We start from the raw sequence: 19495 nt of genomic DNA on the forward strand, positions 1-19495 counted from the left end.
CATTGTGCCGAAAGCAGTGCTCAAAGCGCGACCGTCGAACGCACGGAGAAACGAAGAAGGCTCGCGGATACCGCGGGCCTTCTACTGGTGGGCGATACCGGACTCGAACCGATGACCTCTTCCGTGTGAAGGAAGCGCGCTACCAACTGCGCCAATCGCCCGCATCGAACTGACGAAAAGTTCTCAACGACGTCTTATGTTAGCCGACTGCGAGACGTCCTGCGCACCATCGGGGTGTGGCATCCGCTTTTCGGAAAGGGGATCGAAATCCTTTCGCGCTCGATTTGTTTTCTCGGGGAAACATCTTGTAGAGTCTTCAACGCACGCAGAAATGCGAGTAGCAAAGCCGGTAGAGATACAGGCAATGCGGATGTGGCGCAGTGGTAGCGCATCACCTTGCCAAGGTGAGGGTCGCGAGTTCGAATCTCGTCATCCGCTCGAGTGTTTGGGGTCAGTCTCACGACTGACCACGGCATGTGGGCAAACCCACACGCGGTGGCGTGGCCGAGAGGCGAGGCAGCGGCCTGCAAAGCCGTCCACACGGGTTCGAATCCCGTCGCCACCTCACACACTCTGTAGTAAAATGAATGACCTTGAGCGATTGGCGCAGCGGTAGCGCGCTTCCCTGACACGGAAGAGGTCGCTGGTTCGATCCCAGTATCGCTCACAGAAGAAGCCCGGACAGAAATGTCCGGGCTTCGTTCGTTTCAGACGGATGTTTTCACACTCATGTCCGGTCGAGCCAGTCGGCGGCGTCCGACGCCTTCACGGATGCGCCGCCGACCGGCTCACGGTTCAATGCTTTCCGGCTTACGGCTTCAGCACCACCTTGATGCAGCCGTTCTCTTTCTTTTGGAACATGTCGTACATCTCAGGCGCTTTGTCGAGAGGAACGCGATGCGTGACGAGGTCTTCAACGCCGAGTGGATCCGTTGGGTCTTCCACGAGGGGAAGCAGCTCGTCGCGCCAGCGCTGGACGTTGCACTGGCCCATTCGGATGCCCACCTGCTTGTCGAACAGTGTTTTCATGGGGAAAGGATCGGCTTCGCCCGCATACACGCCGCTCAGCGACACGGTACCGCCGCGACGAACTGAGTCGAAGGACGCGTAGAGCGCGGCCATACGGTCCAGGCCCGCTGTGTCCATCATCTTCTTAGCCAGGGCGTCTGGCAGAAGTCCCACGGCGCCTTGAGCGAATGCTGCGCCCGGGCTGCCGTGGGCTTCCATACCGACTGCTTCCACGACTGAGTCGACTCCGCGGCCTTCCGTTGCGTCGCGGAGTTGCTCAACGACGTCATCGGTCAGATCAAAGGTTTCGACGCCGTACCGCTCAGCCATGGCTCGGCGCTCGGGCACTGGCTCTACAGCGAGGACGCGGTGGCCAAGGTGTTTGCCCACTCGCGCCGCGAACTGGCCCACCGGTCCGAGCCCCATGACAGCGAGGATGCCGTCATCGGGGAGATCGGCGTACTTCACGCCCTGCCACGCAGTCGGAAGGATGTCGCTGAGGAACAGGTATCGATCATCAGGCAGGTCATGACCGACTTTGGTGGCGTTGAAGTCCGCGAGCGGAACGCGGAGTCGTTCCGCCTGGCCGCCGGGAACTGAACCGTAAAGCTCGGTGTAGCCGTACAAAGTGGCTCCCGTACCTGTGTCGGTGTTCTGGGTGGTCTCACACTGCGAATGGAGGCCGCGCGAGCACATGTAACAGTGCCCGCACGCGATGACGAATGGAATCACGACCCGGTCGCCGGGGGAGAGACGTGTGACCGCTGACCCGACTTCCTCGACGACACCCATGGTCTCGTGGCCGAGAATGTCACCCTTATTAAGGAATGGGCCGAGCGTCTCGTAGAGGTGCAGGTCTGAACCGCAGATGGCAGCGGATGTCACGCGGATTACCACATCCGTTGGTTCCTGAATTGTCGGGTCCGGAACTGTCTCGACGGATACTGAACGTTTTGCTTGCCAAGTAAGTGCCTTCATGTCCCCTTTGTACCCAGAGGGAGAGGACGGCGTCCATACCTTGACGATGCCAGCCCATGCAAGTACCGTGGCGCGATTGATCCCCAAACTAGGCTGGTGCCATGAGAACCGACACCGACCCAGAACGCCCGCCGCTTCGCACATTGTGGACCGATCGGCTGGGCACAGTCGGCACTCGCAGTGTTCAGATTCTCGCCATACTTGCTCTCGCAGCGGTGGCGGTGCTCGGCATGATCCAACTCAAGCTGGTGGTCATTCCAGTGCTCATTGCCATCGTCATCGCAGCGGCCGCCGCGCCGGTCATCGGCTGGTTGCGGCGATTTATGCCACCGATCCTTGCGGCGTGGGTGGCGCTCCTCAGCGGAATCGTAATCTTCGGCGGAGTGGTGACGCTCATTGTGTTCGCCGTGAGAGGGCAGTGGGACGACCTCTCATCGTCGGCGCTCAAGGGCATAGACCAGCTCTACGACTACCTGATCAACGGTCCGCTGCCCATCGATCAGAAGCAGATCGAAGACGCACGGGATGCTGTGATTGATTTCGTCACCAGCGCCCAGTTCGGCTCGGGTGCGCTTGCCGGTGTTTCGGCTGCTGCCAACATCATCACAGGCGCGGTGCTCGTGATTGTTATCCTGTTCTTCTTCCTTAAGGACGGCGACACCATCTGGGAGTTCTTCCTCCGTCCGTTCCGGGGAGAACATCTCGCGCGCGGTCACCGGATCGGCCACACAGCCGTCCGGGTTCTCGGTGGCTACGTTCGGGGAACCGCGATCATCGCTTTGGTGGACGCGTTCTTTATTGGCCTCGGCCTGGTGATCCTGGGAGTTCCGCTGGCACTACCGCTCGCTGTCATTGTCTTCGTCGCAAGCTTCGTGCCGCTCGTTGGCGCCACCATCGCGAGTGGCCTTGCTGCCCTCGTCGCTCTTGTCGGGACGGAGAACGGCCCGGTCGTCGCACTCATCGTCATCGCTATCGCCATCGGGGTCAACCAGCTTGAGGGAAACTTCCTCCAGCCCGTGGTGATGGCGCAGTCGCTGAAGCTTCACCCATTGGTCATCTTGGTCGCGTTGACGGCGGGAACAATCGTTGCCGGCATCATCGGTGCTGTGCTTGCTGTGCCGATCGCCGCGGTTTCCTGGGCGATCATCAAGGTGTGGAAGTCCCCGCAACCGACCCCTGCTCCGGTGGTGCCGAATCCTCGCCGGAAGAAGAAGATGACACCGCGTCCCTCGGCGTAACGAGAGGAAGCCGAGCGGCAAATCGAGTGATTTCATCGGCCACAGCTGTGCTCGCCGTGTGCTGAACGACGTGTCCGGATCCTGGGATGGATACCACCCGGGCCCCGGGCGAACGGCGTGCCAAGGCACGTGCCCATCCCTCCGGCGCGACGGGGTCTTCCGCGCCCCGCACGACAAGAACCGGCACGTCAACATGGGGAAGGTGCTTCTCGATGCGGTAGGTAAGCATCGCCGGCAGTTCGCTCAGGTACCACCGGATTCCACTGCGCAGGTAGTCGGTGGCCACGATCCAGTTCGAACTGACACTCTCGTGAAGGCCGTCGCGGGCGAGGCGCAGCCCTTGGCGCAGGGCGGTCGGCGCCCGCTCGTCAACAACGGGCCCGATCAGAACCAAACCTTCGGTGGGCAGTCGGCGCGCGGTCTCGACGACGATTTGGGCACCCATCGAGTGCCCCACCAGAATCGGGGCGTCGCTACCGATGTTTTCCAGGTAGTCCGCCACCAGAGCTCCGAACGCTTCGACGCTCAACCGTCGGCGTGGTCGCTTGTTCGGGCCGAAGCCAGGAAGATCCAGAGCAATGACCCTGGTGGATCTCGCCAGTTCCTCCGCAAGTCTCCGGAAGTAGCGTGACGACACCCCGATGCCGTGGACAAGCACCACGGGCGGGAGACAGGTCGGTTGTGACGGTTCCCAGTGGCGCGCCGTCATGACCAGGTCATCGCGTACGTACGTGGTTACGACGGGTTGTGGCAACGTCACGCCCGACGCCCCGCGCTTTCCTGCACGACGAGCCCACTGCTGGGTGTGAACCGGTCCTGCAGGCCCCACGCGATGAGCGCCTGGCCTGCAATGTAAGTCACCATGATCAGGAAGCCTGCCTCAGGAAGCTCGATGGTTTCAACGAACTTATTGACGGCCAGTATCGAGTCCGACATGAGGAACAGAATGGCACCGGAGATTACCCGAGGCGAGCACCTCGTGGCGACGATGGCCATGGTGGCGATCACCACGCCGTACCCGATCACCGGGAGCAAGAGAGCATCGAGGTGAGGCACGAGAACACCCATGAGCACGCCAAACCAGGCCACGAAGATGAGGCTCCACCACTGCGGTCGCGACCGGATGGCGGCGCGAGCAAAGGCGGCGATGTACACCAGGTGTGCGACCAAAAATGCGGAGAGGCCAGCAATGAAGGGACCGTTGCCGTCGCCCAGTAGCGCGACATCACCGATCGTGCTGAAGATCAAGGCCACCGTGAGCAGAAGCCCGACGCGTCCGAAACGGGGTCGCGCGGTGAGGATCGCAGCGATCGCCAGCACCGGCATCAGGAACGGCTTCGTCCAGAGAGACACAGTGTCCCACTCGGCGAGTAGCGCGATCAGGTGGATGACGCTGAGGGCGATGAAAACGGTGATCGCCGTGATCCTCACACGGCCAGGCGCGTCGCTCACGAGCACTTCCTTCTCTTCGGTCGGTGCGTTCACTCTAGAGGTCAACGGTGCACAGCTGCGCGCGCACGGTGGATGACTCTCGCAACGCTAAAGTTGAAGAGTCTTACTACTTAGAGGAGCAAATCACGTGTCTGACGGATTCGAGAGATTCACCGATCGGTCCGTTGTCGCCATGCGCGTCAACGGCGAGTTGAAAGATCTCGCGACGACGATCACCGACACCGATGAGGTTGAGGCAGTCACAATCGACTCGACGGACGGCCTCAATATCCTCCGACACTCGGCTGCGCACGTACTTGCCCAGGCCGTGCAGAAGGTGAACCCCGACGCAAAGCTCGGTATCGGTCCGCCTGTCACAGACGGTTTTTACTACGATTTCGACGTTTCGGAAGCCTTCACCCCTGAGGATCTCAAGGCACTGTCGAAGGAGATGGACCGGATCATTCGCTCCGGCCAGCGCTTCGTGCGCCGTGTCGTCACCGACGCCGAAGCCCGCGAAGAACTGGCGAACGAGCCGTTCAAGCTCGAGCTGATCGGCCTCAAGGGCGGGTCCGCCGACGGTCAGGACAACGAGAACGTTGAGGTCGGTGGCACCGAACTCACCATCTACGACAACGTGAACCCGAAGACGGGTGAGACCGAGTGGAAGGACCTCTGCCGCGGTCCTCACCTGCCGAACACGCGCATGATCGGCAACGGGTACGCGCTCACGCGCGTCGCGGCCGCCTACTGGCGTGGGTCGGAAAAGAACCCGCAGCTTCAGCGGATCTATGGCACGGCGTGGCCAACGAAAGACGAGTTGCGCGCCTACCAGGCTCGGCTCGAAGAGGCTGCCAAGCGCGACCACCGCAAGCTCGGTGCCGAGATGGACCTCTTCAGCTTTCCCGACGAAATCGGTTCGGGCCTTGCCGTTTTCCACCCCAAGGGTGGAATCATCCGTTCAGAGATTGAAAATTATCTCCGCGAGCAGCTGATCGAGAACGATTATGAACTCGTCAACACGCCCCACATCACCAAGGGGCAACTATTCGAGACCAGCCAGCACCTCAACTGGTACCGGGACGGGATGTTCCCGCCCATGCACCTTGATGAAGAAACGGATGCCGATGGCAACGTGACAAAGATGGGCCAGGACTATTACCTGAAGCCCATGAACTGTCCGATGCACAACCTCATCTACCGTTCGCGCGGGCGCAGTTATCGCGAACTCCCGCTTCGGCTCGCGGAGTTCGGAACGGTCTACCGGTACGAGAAGAGCGGCACCCTGTCGGGGCTCACCCGCGTGCGCGGCCTGACCCAGGATGACGCTCACATCTACGTGACGCAGGACCAGATCAAGGATGAGGTCGCCCGCCAGCTGGCCTTCGTTCTCGAAACGCTTCGCGGATACGGACTCGACGACTTCTACCTCGAACTCTCCACGAAGGATCCCGAGAAATTCGTTGGATCCGATGAGGTGTGGGAGACCGCAACCCAGACGCTTCGCGAAGTTGCACTCGACTCGGGCCTGGAACTCGTCAGCGACCCGGGTGGGGCGGCGTTCTACGGCCCGAAGATCTCGGTGCAGGCGCGCGACGCCATCGGTCGTACCTGGCAGTTGTCGACCGTGCAGCTCGACTTCAACCAGCCGGAACTGTTCGAGCTCGAGTACACCGGAGCCGACGGATCGCGTCACCGCCCGGCCATGATCCACCGTGCATTGCTTGGTTCGGTCGAGCGCTTCTTCGCCATCCTCCTCGAGCACTACGCCGGTGCATTCCCGGTCTGGTTGTCTCCGGTCCAGGTCATGGGTATCCCCGTGGCCGAGGACTACGCGCCGTACCTCGATGAGATCGCCGCGAAACTCAAGCGCCGAGGCGTGCGAGTGCAGGTTGACCACAGCGACGACCGCATGCCTAAGAAGATCCGCACGCACACGAAAGCCAAGATCCCGTTCCAGCTCATCGCCGGGGAGGACGACCGGGCAAACGGTGCAGTGAGCTTCCGGTTCCGCGACGGCACCCAGCTCAACGGGATTCCGGTGGACGAAGCGATCGAGAGGATCGTGTCGTCGATCGAGTCTCACGCGCAGGTATCGACGGCATGGCTCGACTAGGCCTCGACGACTACGCCGACGAGGAGTCGGCCTTCGGGCACCCGACGGCCGCTCCCGGCGTCGGCGTTGAATCAGCCGCCCATCTCGCCGGTGTTCCCGACGAGTTCCAACGGCTGTGGACACCGCATCGGCTCGTGTATATCCAGCACGGGCAGCAGCCGGACGAGCATGAGTGCCCGTTCTGCCACGCCCCTAAGATGCCCGACGAAGATGCACTCATCGTTGCGCGGGGGACGCATGCGTTCGTTTTGCTCAACCTCTTCCCGTACAACAGCGGTCACCTCCTGGTGTGCCCGTATCGTCATATTCCGACGTACGATTTGGCAACCCCCGAGGAAGTCGCTGAAATTGGTGAGCTGACTCAGACCGCCATGAGAGTCGTTCGCACCGTGTCGCGAAACGACGGCTTCAATATCGGGATGAATCAGGGTGTCGTCGCGGGGGCCGGGATCGCGGGCCACCTCCACCAGCACATCGTCCCTCGATGGGCGCAGGATGCCAACTTCTTGCCGATCATTGCGAAGACGAAGGCCCTCCCACAGCTACTCGGCGACGTGCGGCAGGCTCTGGCAGACGCCTGGCCCGCTGCCGACGCGTAACTACGCCCGCGCCGGGGTCAAGACCGGCCACTTCCCGAGGGCTACTCCCGATAGAACAACCTAGGATTGAGCATTATGACGAACAGCACCGCCACAGGCGAACAGGGCTCCAACCGCGTTAAGCGCGGACTTGCAGAAATGCTGAAGGGTGGCGTCATCATGGACGTCGTCACCCCGGAGCAGGCGCGAATCGCCGAGGACGCCGGAGCGGTCGCCGTGATGGCGCTTGAACGCGTTCCCGCCGACATTCGCTCGCAGGGCGGTGTCGCCCGCATGAGTGACCCCGATCTGATCGAAGCGATTATCGCCGAGGTGTCTATCCCGGTGATGGCGAAGGCTCGGATCGGGCACTTCGTTGAGGCTCAGGTGCTTCAGGCCCTCAACGTCGACTACATCGATGAGTCTGAGGTGTTGAGCCCGGCTGACTACGTCAACCACATCGACAAGTGGGGCTTCAACGTTCCCTTCGTCTGCGGTGCCACCAACCTGGGCGAAGCGCTCCGCCGCATCAACGAGGGTGCCGCGATGATTCGCTCCAAGGGCGAGGCCGGAACGGGCGATGTCTCGGAGGCGACCAAGCACATCCGCAAGATCAAGAGTGAGATCGCCCAGCTGACGTCCATGTCGAAAGACGAACTGTACGTCGCAGCCAAGGAGCTTCAGGCGCCGTATGAACTCGTCGCAGAGATCGCCGAAACCGGAAAGTTGCCCGTCGTGCTGTTCACAGCGGGTGGAGTAGCCACGCCGGCTGACGCCGCCATGATGATGCAGCTCGGCGCGGACGGAGTCTTCGTCGGCTCCGGCATCTTCAAGTCGGGAAGCCCCGAGAAGCGCGCAGCGGCCGTGGTCAAGGCGACAACCTTCTACGATGACCCCGCCGTCATCGCCGAGGTGTCACGCGGTCTCGGAGAGGCGATGGTCGGCATCAACGTTTCAGACCTCGCGGCACCGCACCGCCTCGCTGAGCGTGGCTGGTAACGGCGCGCCGACGGTAGGCGTTCTTGCCCTGCAGGGCGACTTCAGGGAGCACGCGAATGTTCTTCGCGGACTGGGCGCGGACGTCACTCTCGTGCGCAGGCCGGAGGAGCTTGCGGCGGTCGATGGACTGGTGATCCCCGGAGGCGAATCCAGTGTGATGGATAAGCTTTCGCGGACCTTCGGGCTGGCTGAGCCGCTCAAGGAAGCAATCGATGCTGGCCTGCCGGTCTACGGCACGTGTGCGGGGCTCATCATGCTCGCGGACACCATCGTTGATGGAATTCGCGGGCAGCGCTCACTCGGTGGGCTCGATGTTGCCGTGCGAAGGAATGCCTTCGGTTCTCAAGGTGATTCCTTCGAAACGGACCTCGACGTGCCTGCCTTAGGCTGGCATCCGCTTCACGCCGTTTTCATTCGCGCACCCATCGTGGAGTCGGTCGGCCCACGCGCCAAGCCGCTTGCTGCGCTCACTGACGGTCGGGTCGTCGCGGTCGAACAGGGCAACCTTCTCGGCACCTCATTTCACCCCGAAGTGACCGGGGACACCCGGTTCCACGAGTACTTTCTCGCGAAGGTACGCGCCGCATAACCGAAATCCAGCGCTTGACGCGGCAGTGATTTAGAATGGGGCGGTTACAGATCCAGTAAGGGAGCACATGTCCGGTCACTCCAAGTGGGCAACGACGAAGCACAAGAAGGCGATCACCGACTCGCGCCGTGCCAAAGCGTTCGCAAAGCTCATCAAGAACATCGAGGTCGCCGCAAAGATGGGCGGCGCCGATCTGTCCGGCAACCCGACGCTGGTTGACGCGATCCAGAAGGCCAAGAAGACGTCGGTTCCGAACGACAACATCGACCGCGCCGTCAAGCGTGGTGCCGGGTTGTCCGGCGAATCGGTCAACTACACGACGATCATGTACGAGGGCTACGCCCAGAACGGCGTCGCCCTTTTGATCGAATGTCTCACCGACAACAAGAACCGTGCTGCGGCCGACGTTCGCACCCTGATGAGCCGCAACGGCGGCACCATGGGCGACCCGGGAAGCGTCGCGTACAACTTCGCCCGCAAGGGCATCATCGTCGTGCCAGCCGCGAACACCACCGAGGACGACATCCTGGCTGCGGTGCTCGACGCTGGCGCAGAAGAAGTTGTCAACGAAGGCGAAACGTTCGAGGTCATCACCGAGCCGTCGGACCTCGTTGCGACGCGGACCGCGCTGCAGGAAGCCGGCATTGACTACGACTCGGCAGACGCCGCATTCGTGCCGAACCTCAAGGTGGAGGTTGACGCCGAGACCGCTCGGAAGATCTTCAAGCTCATCGATGCCCTCGAAGACTCGGATGACGTGCAGAACATCTACAGCAACTACGACCTCTCACCCGAGGTTCAGGCTGAGCTCCAGTCCGAAGACGACTAAGCAATGACGGTGCGGGTGCTCGGCATCGATCCTGGCCTCACCCGCTGCGGTGTCGGGGTCGTCGATGTCGAGCCCAACCGGACCGCGGTGCTCGTGCACTATTCCGTCGTTCGGAGTGACGCGAGTGCCGACATTGATCAGCGGCTGCTGGTCATTGGGCGGGGGATTGACGCCGCTCTCGACGAGTTCGCGCCTGATGCCGTCGCTGTCGAGCGAGTCTTTGCCCAGCACAACCTGCGGACCGTCATGGGGACGGCGCAGGCTTCCGGCCTTGCCCTGCACGCGGCCGCGAAACGGGGACTGCCGGTCGGACTGCACACCCCATCGGAAGTGAAAGCGGCGATCACCGGCTACGGCAACGCGGAGAAGAAGCAGGTGCAGACCATGGTTGCTCGTGTACTCGGTCTCGCTGAGCTGCCCCAGCCCGCTGACGCAGCAGATGCTCTCGCCCTGGCGATCTGCCACGCCTGGCGAGGCGGGGTTCGAGCGCCGGCTGCTGCCGGTGGAGGCTCGGGCCTTACACCCGCGCAAGCCGCGTGGGCGCGCGCTGAGAAGGCGGCGCGCCGCCGCGTCTAACCCGGCCGTCGCGTGGCGATCCCCGTCGTGTCGGACCCGCAACGTAGGCTGGGTCCGTGATTTCAAGTGTGCGCGGAACCGTGCTGTCTGCCGTGGGCAGCAGCGTCATCATTGAGGTGGGTGGCATCGGCTACGCCGTTCAGGTCACGCCTGAACACTCGTTGGCGCTGCGCGTGGGTGACCAGGCGCTCATCCATACGAGTCTCATCGTCCGCGAAGACTCGCTGTCATTGTTCGGCTTCGAAACGACGGAGCAACTTCACGTCTTCGAACTGCTGACCGGGGTGACCGGAGTGGGTCCGAAGTCGGCGCTGGGCGTGCTGTCCGTTCTCGGACCGGGCCAAATCGCCGCAGCCGTCACCTCCGAGGACGACAAGGCGTTCCGCAAGGTGTCGGGTATTGGCCCGAAAACAGCGAAGCTCATCGTTCTGTCGCTCACCGGAAAGCTCATCGCCACCGCGCCGGCTGAGGCACCCCTCGCCGTTCCCGCCGCGGGGGAGAGCGTTGTCGTCGCCCTCGTGGGTCTCGGCTGGAGCGAAAAGGTGGCCCTTCAGGCCGTCGAGGACGTGCTCAATTCTCATCCGGACGCTCAAACGGCACCCGTGCAGACGGTGCTCCGGCTCGCGCTCGCACAACTCGGCCCGGCCCAACACAGTGCGCAAACACGGACGGCCGAGGCTCGCCCATGACCGATGTTGATCTCACGACGCCCGAGCCCATCTCCGAGGCCGAGCTCGTCTTCGAGGGCGCACTTCGTCCGAAGAGCCTGGAAGAATTCGTGGGCCAGTCGAAGGTCCGCGGTCAACTTCAACTCCTCCTGCAAGCGGCCAGCATTCAGGGCCGAACACCGGACCACATTCTGCTGGCGGGACCTCCCGGGCTTGGCAAGACAACGCTGGCGATGATCGTGGCGCACGAGAGCAACAAACCGCTCCGTATGTCCAGCGGTCCCGCTATCCAGCACGCTGGCGACCTCGCCGCCGTCCTGTCCAGCCTGGTGCCGGGTGAGGTCCTCTTCATTGACGAAATTCACCGGATGGCCAGGTCGGCCGAAGAGATGCTTTACCTCGCGATGGAAGACTTCCGCATCGACATCATGGTGGGTAAGGGGGCGGGGGCAACCTCAGTTCCCCTGGATCTGGCGCCGTTCACGCTGGTCGGAGCAACGACGCGGTCGGGCATGCTTCCCAACCCGCTCCGCGACCGATTCGGTTTCACCGCTCACCTCGAGTTCTACGACGAGTCCGAACTCGAACAAGTGCTGCATCGCGCCGCACGGATGCTGGATTTCGACATCGACCGGAACGGGCTCGCAGAGATTGCTGGCCGTTGCCGGGGGACACCCCGAATCGCGAACCGCCTGCTCCGGCGCGTGCGCGACTACGTTCTCGTGCACGGCACCGATGCAAATCTCGCTGCCGTTCAGTCCGCTCTCACTCTCTACGACGTGGATGAGCTCGGGCTCGATCGCCTCGACCGTGCCGTGATGGAGATCATGCTCACCCGTTTCGGCGGCGGACCAGTTGGACTCAATACCCTCGCGGTCTCTGTGGGGGAGGAAGCCGACACCATTGAGAGCGTTGTGGAGCCGTTCCTCGTGCGGATAGGCCTCATCACCAGAACCCCTCGTGGACGCGTCGCCACACCGCAAGCGTTTGCGCATTTCGGCGTTCCGAACCCTCAGGGTTCTTTCCTGCCCGGTGTTCTATAATTCAAGCTGGTCTATCGACCGTTTCCCCTCCCATGCGGCTTTGTCGCTGCGAAAGGTTCTATCCCTCTTATGGATCCATTAACCATCGGAATGCTGGTCATCCTGGCCGTCCTCATCTTCTTCATGTTCCGCAACGGACAGAAGCGCAAGAAGGACCAGGAGGCCCTGCTCTCGAAGGTTGTGCCAGGCGCCGACGTCATGACGACGTTCGGACTGTTCGGAACCATCCTCGAAATGGATGACGACACGAACAAGGTTCTCCTCGAAACGAGCCCAGGAACCGTCCTCACCGTCCACCGTCAGGCGATCGCCAAGGTCGTCGAAGACGAGCCCGTCGTTGCAGCAGACGATGCTGACGTCACCGTCATCGACGACACCCAGGTTGAGCCGGCACCGGGTCTGCCGACCGAGTTTGACGCGTCGACCGACGTCGCCGATTCACGTGACAAGAGGGCTGACCAGTAGTCTCTCTGAGCAGGTAGTCACCAAGCAGTAAACCAGAAGCGTTTCGCGCCGCCATTGTGGCGGCGCGAAACGGTCAGAGAAAGCTGAGTACGTAGTTGGCAAAGTCGAAGTCGACGCCGATCCGTAGAGCGAGTCGCTCACTGGTCTGGCTTGGCGTAATCACCCTCGCGCTCTTCGGCATTCTCGCCGGCGGTGTGATTTGGGGTAACGCCACCTGGGCCCCCAAGCTCGCACTGGATCTCGAGGGCGGCACGCAGATTATCCTGCAGCCGAACGTCCAGGAGGGTGAATCGGTCTCGGCTGAGCAGTTGAACCAGGCCGTGTCGATCATCCGACAGCGCGTCGACGCGTCGGGTGTCTCCGAGGCTGAGGTCAACACTGAGGGCAGCAACGTCGTCGTTTCCATCCCCGGCGAAGCCGACGAAGAAACTCGTAACCGCATCGAAGCGTCAGCGAAGCTCGAGTTCCGGCCTGTTCTTGTCGCCAGCCAGCCCGCCACCACTTTTGTTGGGGAAGACGGAAACGAAACCCCGTATCCGACTCCCGACCCGTCGCTGCCGGACACCCCGGCCACTGAGCCGACAAATGCCAGCGACCTCGCTTGGGTGACCGAAAAACTCCAGGCCGAGTTCCAGGCCTTCGACTGCAACGCTCCGCTCGAGGCCGGCACTGTTCAGCCCGCGGACAAGCCGATCGTCGCGTGCGAATCTGACGGCAGCGTCAAGTACATCCTCGGACCTGTTGAGGTCGAAGGTTCACGAATCTCCGATGCCACCAACGGGATGCAGACGACCCAGACCGGTGCAACCACCGGTGCGTGGGTTGTCAACCTCGAGTTCGACGGCAAGGGCACCAAAGAGTTCGCGGCGGTCACGCAGCGCCTCAACGCCCTCGAAAGCCCGCAGAACCAGTTCGCCATCGTCCTGGACAACCAGGTGATCTCGGCACCACAGACCAATACGGTCATCTCCGACGGCAACGCCGAGATTTCCGGAAACTTCACGCAGGAGTCATCGAAGTCCCTCGCCGACCAGCTGAAGTATGGGGCGCTCCCGATCAGCTTCCAGGTGCAGAGCTCCGACCAGATCTCGGCCACCCTCGGATCGGCGCAGCTGCAGATCGGCATCATCGCCGGCATCATCGGCCTCATCCTCGTCGCGATCTATACCCTGTTCCAGTACCGCCTGCTCGGCTTCGTCACGATCGCGTCCCTCGTCGTCGCGGCGGTGCTGACCTACCTGGTGATCGCGATCCTGTCCTGGCGCAACGGCTACCGCCTGTCCTTGGCAGGTGTGGCGGGCCTCATCGTCGCGATTGGGTTTACGGCCGACTCGTTCATCGTCTACTTCGAACGTATTCGAGACGAACTTCGAGACGGCCGTGGTCTTGAGTCCGCGGTTGAAGCGGGTTGGAAGCGCGCCAAACGCACCATTTACGCCTCCAAGGGCGTCAACCTTCTCGCCGCTGTCGTGCTCTACGCACTCGCTGTCGGCAACGTGAAGGGCTTCGCGTTCACCCTCGGAGTCACGACGATCATCGACGTCCTTGTTGTGCTGATCTTCACCCACCCGACCCTGCAGCTCCTCGCACAGACCCGCTTCTTCGCCAGCGGTCACCGGCTCTCCGGCCTCGACCCGAACGCGCTCGGTGCCGTGTACCGCGGCCGTGCGCAGTTCCGGGCACCGCAGGCCGCAGTTGCGGGTAAAGCAACGAAGTCCAGCCGTGAGGCCGCCAAACGGCAAACCATCGCAGAACGCAAGCAGGCTGAACTGGTCGCCGCTGGCGCCGGTAAGAAGTCCGAGGAGAAGAAGTCCTAATGGCAAGCCTCACCACATTCGGCAACGACCTGTTCACGGGCAAGCGCTCGTTCAACTTCGTCGGCAACCGCAAAATCTGGTTCAGCGTCGCGATCGTCCTCGTTCTCGCGTCGATCCTGGTTCCCATCGTCAAGGGCGGGTTCAACCTCAGCATCGAGTTCACCGGTGGTTCGCAGTTCACCATCAACTCGGTCGAGGACACCAATCAAAATAAGGCCACGGATGCTGTCGCCAGCGTCGTTCCCGACGCCGTATCGAAGGTCACCACGGTTGGTGAATCCGCAATCCGGGTCCAGACCAACCAGCTGACCTCTGCAGACACCAATGACGTCACCACGGCTCTCGCCGAGGCGTTCAACGTACCGGAGTCGGAGGTCACGACGTCCTTCATCGGTGCTTCCTGGGGGCAGGATGTCACCCGCCAGGCGCTCTCGGGACTTGTGATCTTCCTCGTCTTGGCGTTCATCACGATGGCGATCTACTTCCGTACGTGGAAGATGTCCGCTGCCGCCATGATTGCGCTTCTCGACGTTCTCGTCATCACTCTCGGCGTGTACGCGCTCAGCGGCTTTGAGATTAGCCCCGCCGCCATCATCGGATTCCTCACCATCCTGGGCTACTCGCTCTACGATACGGTTGTGGTGTTCGACAAGATTCGGGAGAACACAACCGAAGACGGCGACAACGCTCCACGCACCTTTGCTGAGAGCGTAAACCTCGCCGTCAACCAAACGCTTGTGCGCTCGATTAACACGTCAGTTGTCGCGGCGCTCCCCGTCGGGTCGATCCTCATCATCGGAGACTTCCTGCTCGGCGCCGAGACCCTGCGCGACATTTCACTGTCACTGTTCGTCGGTATTCTCGTGGCCACTTACTCGACGATCTTTGTTGCGGCTCCGCTCTATGCGCTCTTCCGCCAGAACGAACCGGAGATCAAGAAGCGCGACGCTCGCGTCCTCGCGGCGCGCGCGCGTGCTGCTTCAGACGATGCGGTTGTCCCTGCGGTCTAGAACCGTTCCGGAACGCGGGATAATGGAAGCTTCGGAGGTGAGCGAATGACGGAGACACAATCGTCGAGCGCGTCCCTTCGACGCCTGGTTCCGCGAATTTTTTCGAAGGCGCAGCCAGCCGGTGCCGTAGACCGGCTTGTGCGCACCGCACGCCTGCACCATCCGAAGGCCGACCTCGCGGTCATCGAGCGCGCGTACATCGTCGCCGAGCGCGCGCACCGCGGCCAGAAGCGGCAAAGCGGTGAGCCGTACATCACTCACCCTGTCGCCGTCGCACAGATTCTCGCTGACCTCGGAATCGGGCCGAAGACGTTGGCCGCAGCGCTTCTGCACGACACGGTCGAAGACACCGACTACGCGCTTGACGACCTCCGTGCCGAGTTTGGCGATGAGGTCGCGATGCTTGTCGACGGAGTGACCAAGCTCGACAAGGTCAAGTACGGGGAGAGCGCACAGGCCGAAACTGTACGCAAGATGATCGTGGCAATGTCCAAAGACATCCGCGTTCTGGTTATCAAGCTTGCTGACCGCCTGCACAACGCCCGCACCTGGGGCTTCGTGCCGGCCGAGAAGGCCGCCAAGAAAGCCACCGAGACGCTCGAGATCTACGCGCCTCTCGCGCATCGCCTAGGAATCCAGACCATCAAGTGGGAGCTTGAAGACCTGTCCTTCGCCGTCCTTTATCCCAAGCTCTATGCGGAGATCGAAAGCCTCGTCAAGCAGCGCACGCCGCAGCGTGAAGAACTTGTGCAAACGGTCATCGACTCGGTCAACGAAGACCTGAAAGCAGCGAAGATTCGCGGCAAGGTCGTCGGTCGGCCAAAGCAGTACTACTCGATCTACCAGAAGATGATCGTGCGCGGTCGTGATTTCGACGAAATCTACGACCTGGTTGGAATCCGTGTGCTGGTGAACTCCGTACGGGATTGCTACGCGGTGCTCGGTGCCATCCACGCTCGATGGACGCCAATCCCCGGCCGGTTCAAGGACTACATCGCCACACCGAAGTACAACCTGTACCAGTCGCTGCACACCACGGTGATCGGTCCGCAGGGCAAGAGTGTCGAGATTCAGATTCGCACGCATGAGATGCACCAACACGCCGAATACGGCGTCGCTGCGCACTGGAAGTACAAAGAGAACGTCAACGGTGGCAAGGGTTCGTCCAAGGCCACCGAAAACGACATGGTGTGGCTCGCGCACATTTCCGACTGGCAGGCAGAGACCAGCGACCCTGGGGAGTTCCTCGATTCCCTCAGGTTCGAGATCGGCGCCAAAGAGGTCTACGTCTTCACCCCAAAGGGCCGCGTCATCGGCCTGCCGGCCGGAGCAACGCCCGTCGACTTCGCCTATGCCGTTCACACCGAAATTGGTCACCGCACGATGGGCGCCAAGGTCAACGGCCGACTCGTCCCGCTGGAGTCGGAGCTCAATAGCGGTGACGTCGTCGAGGTGTTCACGTCGAAGAATCCCGACTCCGGCCCCAGCCAGGACTGGCTCAGCTTCGTCAAGAGCACTCGTGCCCGCAACAAGATCCGTCAGTGGTTCACGAAAGAACGTCGCGACGAGGCGATAGAGCAGGGCAAGGATGCCATTGCTCGCGCCATGCGCAAGCAGAACCTGCCGCTTCAGAAGCTCATGAGCCAGGACTCGTTCGCCGAGGTTGCGTCCCAGATGCGCTACGAAGACGTCTCAGCGCTCTATGCGGCCGTCGGAGAAGGCCACGTTTCGACGCAGTCTGTACTTGAGAAGGTCGCCGCCCTCCTGCAGGGCGACACCGAGGCGGAACAAGCGGCCATCGACTTCCCGGTGCGCGGTCGCACGCGATCGGTCACACACAGCGACTCCGGAGTGCTCGTTCGCGGCGCCCCCGACATTCTCGTCAAACTGTCGAAGTGTTGCACCCCAGTACCCGGCGACGACATCGTGGGCTTTGTGACACGGGGCTCCGGGGTGTCTGTGCACCGAAGCGATTGCCACAACGTGCAGGAGCTCCTCAAGGAGCCCGAGCGCATGATCGACGTCGAGTGGGCGCCGAGCTCGAAGAGCCTCTTCCTTGTGCACATCCAGGTTGAGGCGCTTGATCGCGCCGGACTGCTCAGCGACGTGACACGCGTGCTCAGCGAACATCACGTCAACATTCTCTCGGCCACGGTGTCGACCTCGAACAACAGGCTCGCCATCTCCCGGTTCGTCTTCGAGATGGGCGACACCACGCACCTCGAGAGGGTGCTCAACGCCGTGCGTCGGATCGACGCTGTGTACGACGTCTATCGCGTCAACGGCGGGTAACTCCCTCTTCGATCAGGCGCTCCCGCAGCTGAGCCATATGGGTGAACGTGGGGGAGCGCGAGCCCTGCCTCGAAAGGTCGCGGAGCGTGCGATCCACGGTGGTCACCCGCATCCCGGCGATGAGCATCTCGTCCTCGTCACGCAGCAAGAGTTCGCGCTGGCGGAATCTCGGCGGCAGCCGCACGGTAGCGCGCTCGTCCGCCCGTACGCTCAGTTCGTGTTGCCACGGCGCCTGGTCGATCGCTCCGTGAATCCAGGCAGCGCTGGGCCCGGTCGCGATCAGGTGTCGCACCGCAGGAACGCGAGGGAGAGACGATCGGAGCGCCCGGGCACGGATGTCTCTCCCGTCGGGCTCGTCCACACAAATGAACGCTTCATCCAATCGCACGACGTCGCCGTCCTGACAGGCGGCGCAGAGTTCTGCGAGTGGCAGGAACATCGAGTCGAGGATCGGGGGTAGGAGACGGGGCATGACACCAGCCTGAGGCGTGGCCGGACAAACGAAACGGCGGGGGCGACTCTGTGAACAAGTCGACCCCGCCGTTACGGTTGTGGATGGAACCTAAGAAAGAGCGTTGAGCCACACCTTGCGCGCTTCGAGCGCTTCGGTTGCGGCATCGATCTTTGACTTATCGCCGGTGGCTTTGGCGTCCTCCAACTCAGCCTCGAGCTTGGCGATTGCTGCGTTCAACTGGCCGGCAAGTCCTTCGGTGCGCGCCTTGGTTTCTGGGTTGTTCTTGGTCCAGTGGTCCTCGTCGAGCTTTTTGAGGTGGTTCTCGACCTTGCGAAGCCGGTCTTCGACCACTCGTACCTGGTCCCGAGGGACCTTTCCAATCTCATCCCACCGACGCTGGATCGAAGCGAGAGCGGAACGGAGTTTGTCCCGGTTGTTCTCCGAGAGGAGAGGCTCTGCCTCGTCGAGCAATGCGAGCTTGGCCTGCAGGTTTTCAGCGAATTCGGCGTTGTCGATAGCGTCGATTTCAGACTTCGCGGCGTAGATCGCGTCGCCGGCAGCCTTGAAACGGGCCCACAGCGCATCGTCGTGACGCTTTCCTGCGCGGCCGGACTTCTTCCACTCGTCCAGAAGGGCTCGGTAGCCGGGAATCCCGTCTGCGCCCTTGGGAACCAGGGCTTCAGCCTGGTCGATGAGCTGTTGCTTGCGGGTCTTGGCGTCGCGGTGCACGGAATCGAGCTCCGCGAAGAACGCGCGTCGGTTCTGTTCGATGGATGACTTCGCGGTCCGGAATCGCTTCCACAGGTCGTTGGCTTCACCCTTGGGCAGCTTGGGGCCCTCCTGCTGGTGAGTCTGCCACTGTGCGAACAACGCGTTGATTTGTTCAGTCGTTGTCTTCCACTGGGCTTTCGCAGGATCCTGCGCCGCCAGCTTCTCCGCTTCAACCACAATCGCCGTACGTGTCGCGATCGCTTCTGCGACAGCGGCCTTCGCCTCTTCGACCTGGTGTTCGGTCAGTTCGCCGACGGTCGAGTCGAGCGCGGCCACCCTGGACTTCAAAGTGGCGAGATCGCCGACCGCATTCGCGTTCTCCAGCGTGGAGGCGAGATGCGCGACAGCCTTAGCGACGTCGGCGGCTGGCGCACCGCGCTTGACGCGCTGCTCGAGAAGCGTGACCTGTCCGGCCAGCTCGGTGAACTTGCGGGTGAAGTAAGCGAGTGCTTCTTCAGCCGTGCCGTCGGGATACTGCCCAACCTCACGCCAGTTATCGTCGCCCTCGCGTACGAAAACGGCGCCGGACTCGTCTACGCGACCCCACGGTTGCTGCTCAGAATTAGACACGTGCCTCACCTTGCTTGAATATCGCGCGAGTGCGCGACCGGAAACTCTGGTCCAGCCTATTAC

Annotated in this window: 18 protein-coding genes and 4 tRNA genes; 16 read left to right on the forward strand and 6 right to left on the reverse strand. The window is 62.1% G+C overall.

Annotated features, from left to right (window positions below; translation table 11 throughout):
- Positions 1-85: 85 nt before the first annotated feature.
- A tRNA-Val gene (locus L1277_RS04435) sits at positions 86-161 on the reverse strand.
- A 205-nt stretch (positions 162-366) separates the two neighbouring features.
- Between L1277_RS04435 and L1277_RS04440 the strand changes: the two genes are divergently transcribed.
- The 3 genes from L1277_RS04440 to L1277_RS04450 all read left to right on the forward strand — a co-directional run bounded on the left by L1277_RS04440 (position 367) and on the right by L1277_RS04450 (position 667).
- Positions 367-438: transfer RNA gene (locus tag L1277_RS04440), tRNA-Gly, on the forward strand.
- A gap of 56 nt (positions 439-494) precedes the next feature.
- Positions 495-565 (forward strand) — tRNA-Cys (locus L1277_RS04445).
- 30 nt (positions 566-595) lie between these two features.
- Positions 596-667 (forward strand) — tRNA-Val (locus L1277_RS04450).
- A 143-nt stretch (positions 668-810) separates the two neighbouring features.
- Here L1277_RS04450 and L1277_RS04455 read toward each other — a convergent pair.
- Positions 811-1986, reverse strand: a complete 1176-nt coding sequence (locus L1277_RS04455) for a zinc-dependent alcohol dehydrogenase (protein ID WP_253375113.1) — start codon at positions 1984-1986, stop codon at positions 811-813.
- Positions 1987-2087: 101 nt separating this feature from the next.
- On the opposite strand from L1277_RS04455, the gene L1277_RS04460 reads away from it, so the two are divergent.
- Positions 2088-3224: an AI-2E family transporter gene (locus L1277_RS04460; protein ID WP_253375114.1), complete on the forward strand. Its 1137-nt coding sequence runs from the start codon at positions 2088-2090 to the stop codon at positions 3222-3224.
- Here the strand turns inward: L1277_RS04460 and L1277_RS04465 are convergent.
- Together L1277_RS04465 and L1277_RS04470 are read right to left on the reverse strand one after the other, a co-directional pair.
- A complete protein-coding gene (locus L1277_RS04465) occupies positions 3133-3984 on the reverse strand; it encodes an alpha/beta fold hydrolase (RefSeq protein WP_253375115.1) in 852 nt (283 codons plus the stop codon). The genes L1277_RS04460 and L1277_RS04465 overlap by 92 nt on opposite strands.
- On the reverse strand, positions 3981-4676 hold the full coding sequence (locus tag L1277_RS04470) for a lysoplasmalogenase (protein ID WP_253375116.1): 696 nt from the start codon (positions 4674-4676) through the stop codon (positions 3981-3983). Before L1277_RS04470 ends, L1277_RS04465 begins: the two co-directional genes overlap by 4 nt.
- 127 nt (positions 4677-4803) lie before the next feature.
- Here L1277_RS04470 and thrS point away from each other — a divergent pair, with 127 nt between their 5' ends.
- The 12 genes from thrS (at position 4804) to L1277_RS04530 (ending at position 17637) form a co-directional block, all read left to right on the forward strand.
- The gene (gene thrS / locus L1277_RS04475) at positions 4804-6771 is read left to right on the forward strand and encodes a threonine--tRNA ligase (RefSeq protein ID WP_253375117.1); all 1968 of its coding nucleotides are present in this window, start codon (positions 4804-4806) and stop codon (positions 6769-6771) included.
- Positions 6759-7370: an HIT domain-containing protein gene (locus L1277_RS04480; RefSeq protein ID WP_253375118.1), complete on the forward strand. Its 612-nt coding sequence runs from the start codon at positions 6759-6761 to the stop codon at positions 7368-7370. Before thrS ends, L1277_RS04480 begins: the two co-directional genes overlap by 13 nt.
- A 75-nt stretch (positions 7371-7445) precedes the next feature.
- Positions 7446-8348, forward strand: coding sequence for a pyridoxal 5'-phosphate synthase lyase subunit PdxS (gene pdxS, locus L1277_RS04485; protein ID WP_253375119.1), 903 nt, complete (start codon positions 7446-7448; stop codon positions 8346-8348).
- A complete protein-coding gene (pdxT, locus tag L1277_RS04490) occupies positions 8338-8937 on the forward strand; it encodes a pyridoxal 5'-phosphate synthase glutaminase subunit PdxT (protein ID WP_253375120.1) in 600 nt (199 codons plus the stop codon). Before pdxS ends, pdxT begins: the two co-directional genes overlap by 11 nt.
- Positions 8938-9004: 67 nt before the next feature.
- Positions 9005-9766, forward strand: coding sequence for a YebC/PmpR family DNA-binding transcriptional regulator (locus tag L1277_RS04495; RefSeq protein WP_253375121.1), 762 nt, complete (start codon positions 9005-9007; stop codon positions 9764-9766).
- 3 nt (positions 9767-9769) lie between these two features.
- Positions 9770-10342 carry a crossover junction endodeoxyribonuclease RuvC gene (gene ruvC / locus L1277_RS04500; protein WP_253375122.1) on the forward strand — a complete coding sequence of 191 codons (573 nt, stop codon included), beginning with the start codon at positions 9770-9772 and terminating at the stop codon, positions 10340-10342.
- 56 nt (positions 10343-10398) lie between these two features.
- The gene (gene ruvA / locus L1277_RS04505) at positions 10399-11031 is read left to right on the forward strand and encodes a Holliday junction branch migration protein RuvA (RefSeq protein ID WP_253375123.1); all 633 of its coding nucleotides are present in this window, start codon (positions 10399-10401) and stop codon (positions 11029-11031) included.
- The gene (ruvB, locus tag L1277_RS04510) at positions 11028-12053 is read left to right on the forward strand and encodes a Holliday junction branch migration DNA helicase RuvB (RefSeq protein ID WP_253375124.1); all 1026 of its coding nucleotides are present in this window, start codon (positions 11028-11030) and stop codon (positions 12051-12053) included. Before ruvA ends, ruvB begins: the two co-directional genes overlap by 4 nt.
- A 69-nt stretch (positions 12054-12122) precedes the next feature.
- Positions 12123-12518 (forward strand): preprotein translocase subunit YajC, encoded by a 396-nt coding sequence (gene yajC / locus L1277_RS04515; RefSeq protein ID WP_253375125.1) that lies wholly within the window; start codon positions 12123-12125, stop codon positions 12516-12518.
- Between the two features lie 95 nt (positions 12519-12613).
- Positions 12614-14335 (forward strand): protein translocase subunit SecD, encoded by a 1722-nt coding sequence (gene secD / locus L1277_RS04520; protein ID WP_253375126.1) that lies wholly within the window; start codon positions 12614-12616, stop codon positions 14333-14335.
- Positions 14335-15345: a protein translocase subunit SecF gene (secF, locus tag L1277_RS04525; RefSeq protein WP_253375127.1), complete on the forward strand. Its 1011-nt coding sequence runs from the start codon at positions 14335-14337 to the stop codon at positions 15343-15345. The genes secD and secF overlap by 1 nt, the downstream gene beginning before the upstream one ends.
- A gap of 45 nt (positions 15346-15390) precedes the next feature.
- Positions 15391-17637 (forward strand): bifunctional (p)ppGpp synthetase/guanosine-3',5'-bis(diphosphate) 3'-pyrophosphohydrolase, encoded by a 2247-nt coding sequence (locus tag L1277_RS04530; protein WP_253375128.1) that lies wholly within the window; start codon positions 15391-15393, stop codon positions 17635-17637.
- Here L1277_RS04530 and L1277_RS04535 read toward each other — a convergent pair.
- Both L1277_RS04535 and L1277_RS04540 read right to left on the reverse strand, forming a co-directional pair.
- Positions 17624-18109 carry a hypothetical protein gene (locus L1277_RS04535; protein ID WP_253375129.1) on the reverse strand — a complete coding sequence of 162 codons (486 nt, stop codon included), beginning with the start codon at positions 18107-18109 and terminating at the stop codon, positions 17624-17626. The two genes, L1277_RS04530 and L1277_RS04535, sit on opposite strands and share 14 nt — an antisense overlap.
- Before the next feature lie 90 nt (positions 18110-18199).
- Entirely contained in the window at positions 18200-19432 is a 1233-nt protein-coding gene (locus tag L1277_RS04540; protein ID WP_253375130.1) for a DUF349 domain-containing protein, read from the reverse strand.
- Positions 19433-19495 lie beyond the last annotated feature (63 nt).

The organism is Okibacterium sp. HSC-33S16 (assembly GCF_024171565.1).
Taxonomy (GTDB): domain Bacteria; phylum Actinomycetota; class Actinomycetes; order Actinomycetales; family Microbacteriaceae; genus Mycetocola_A.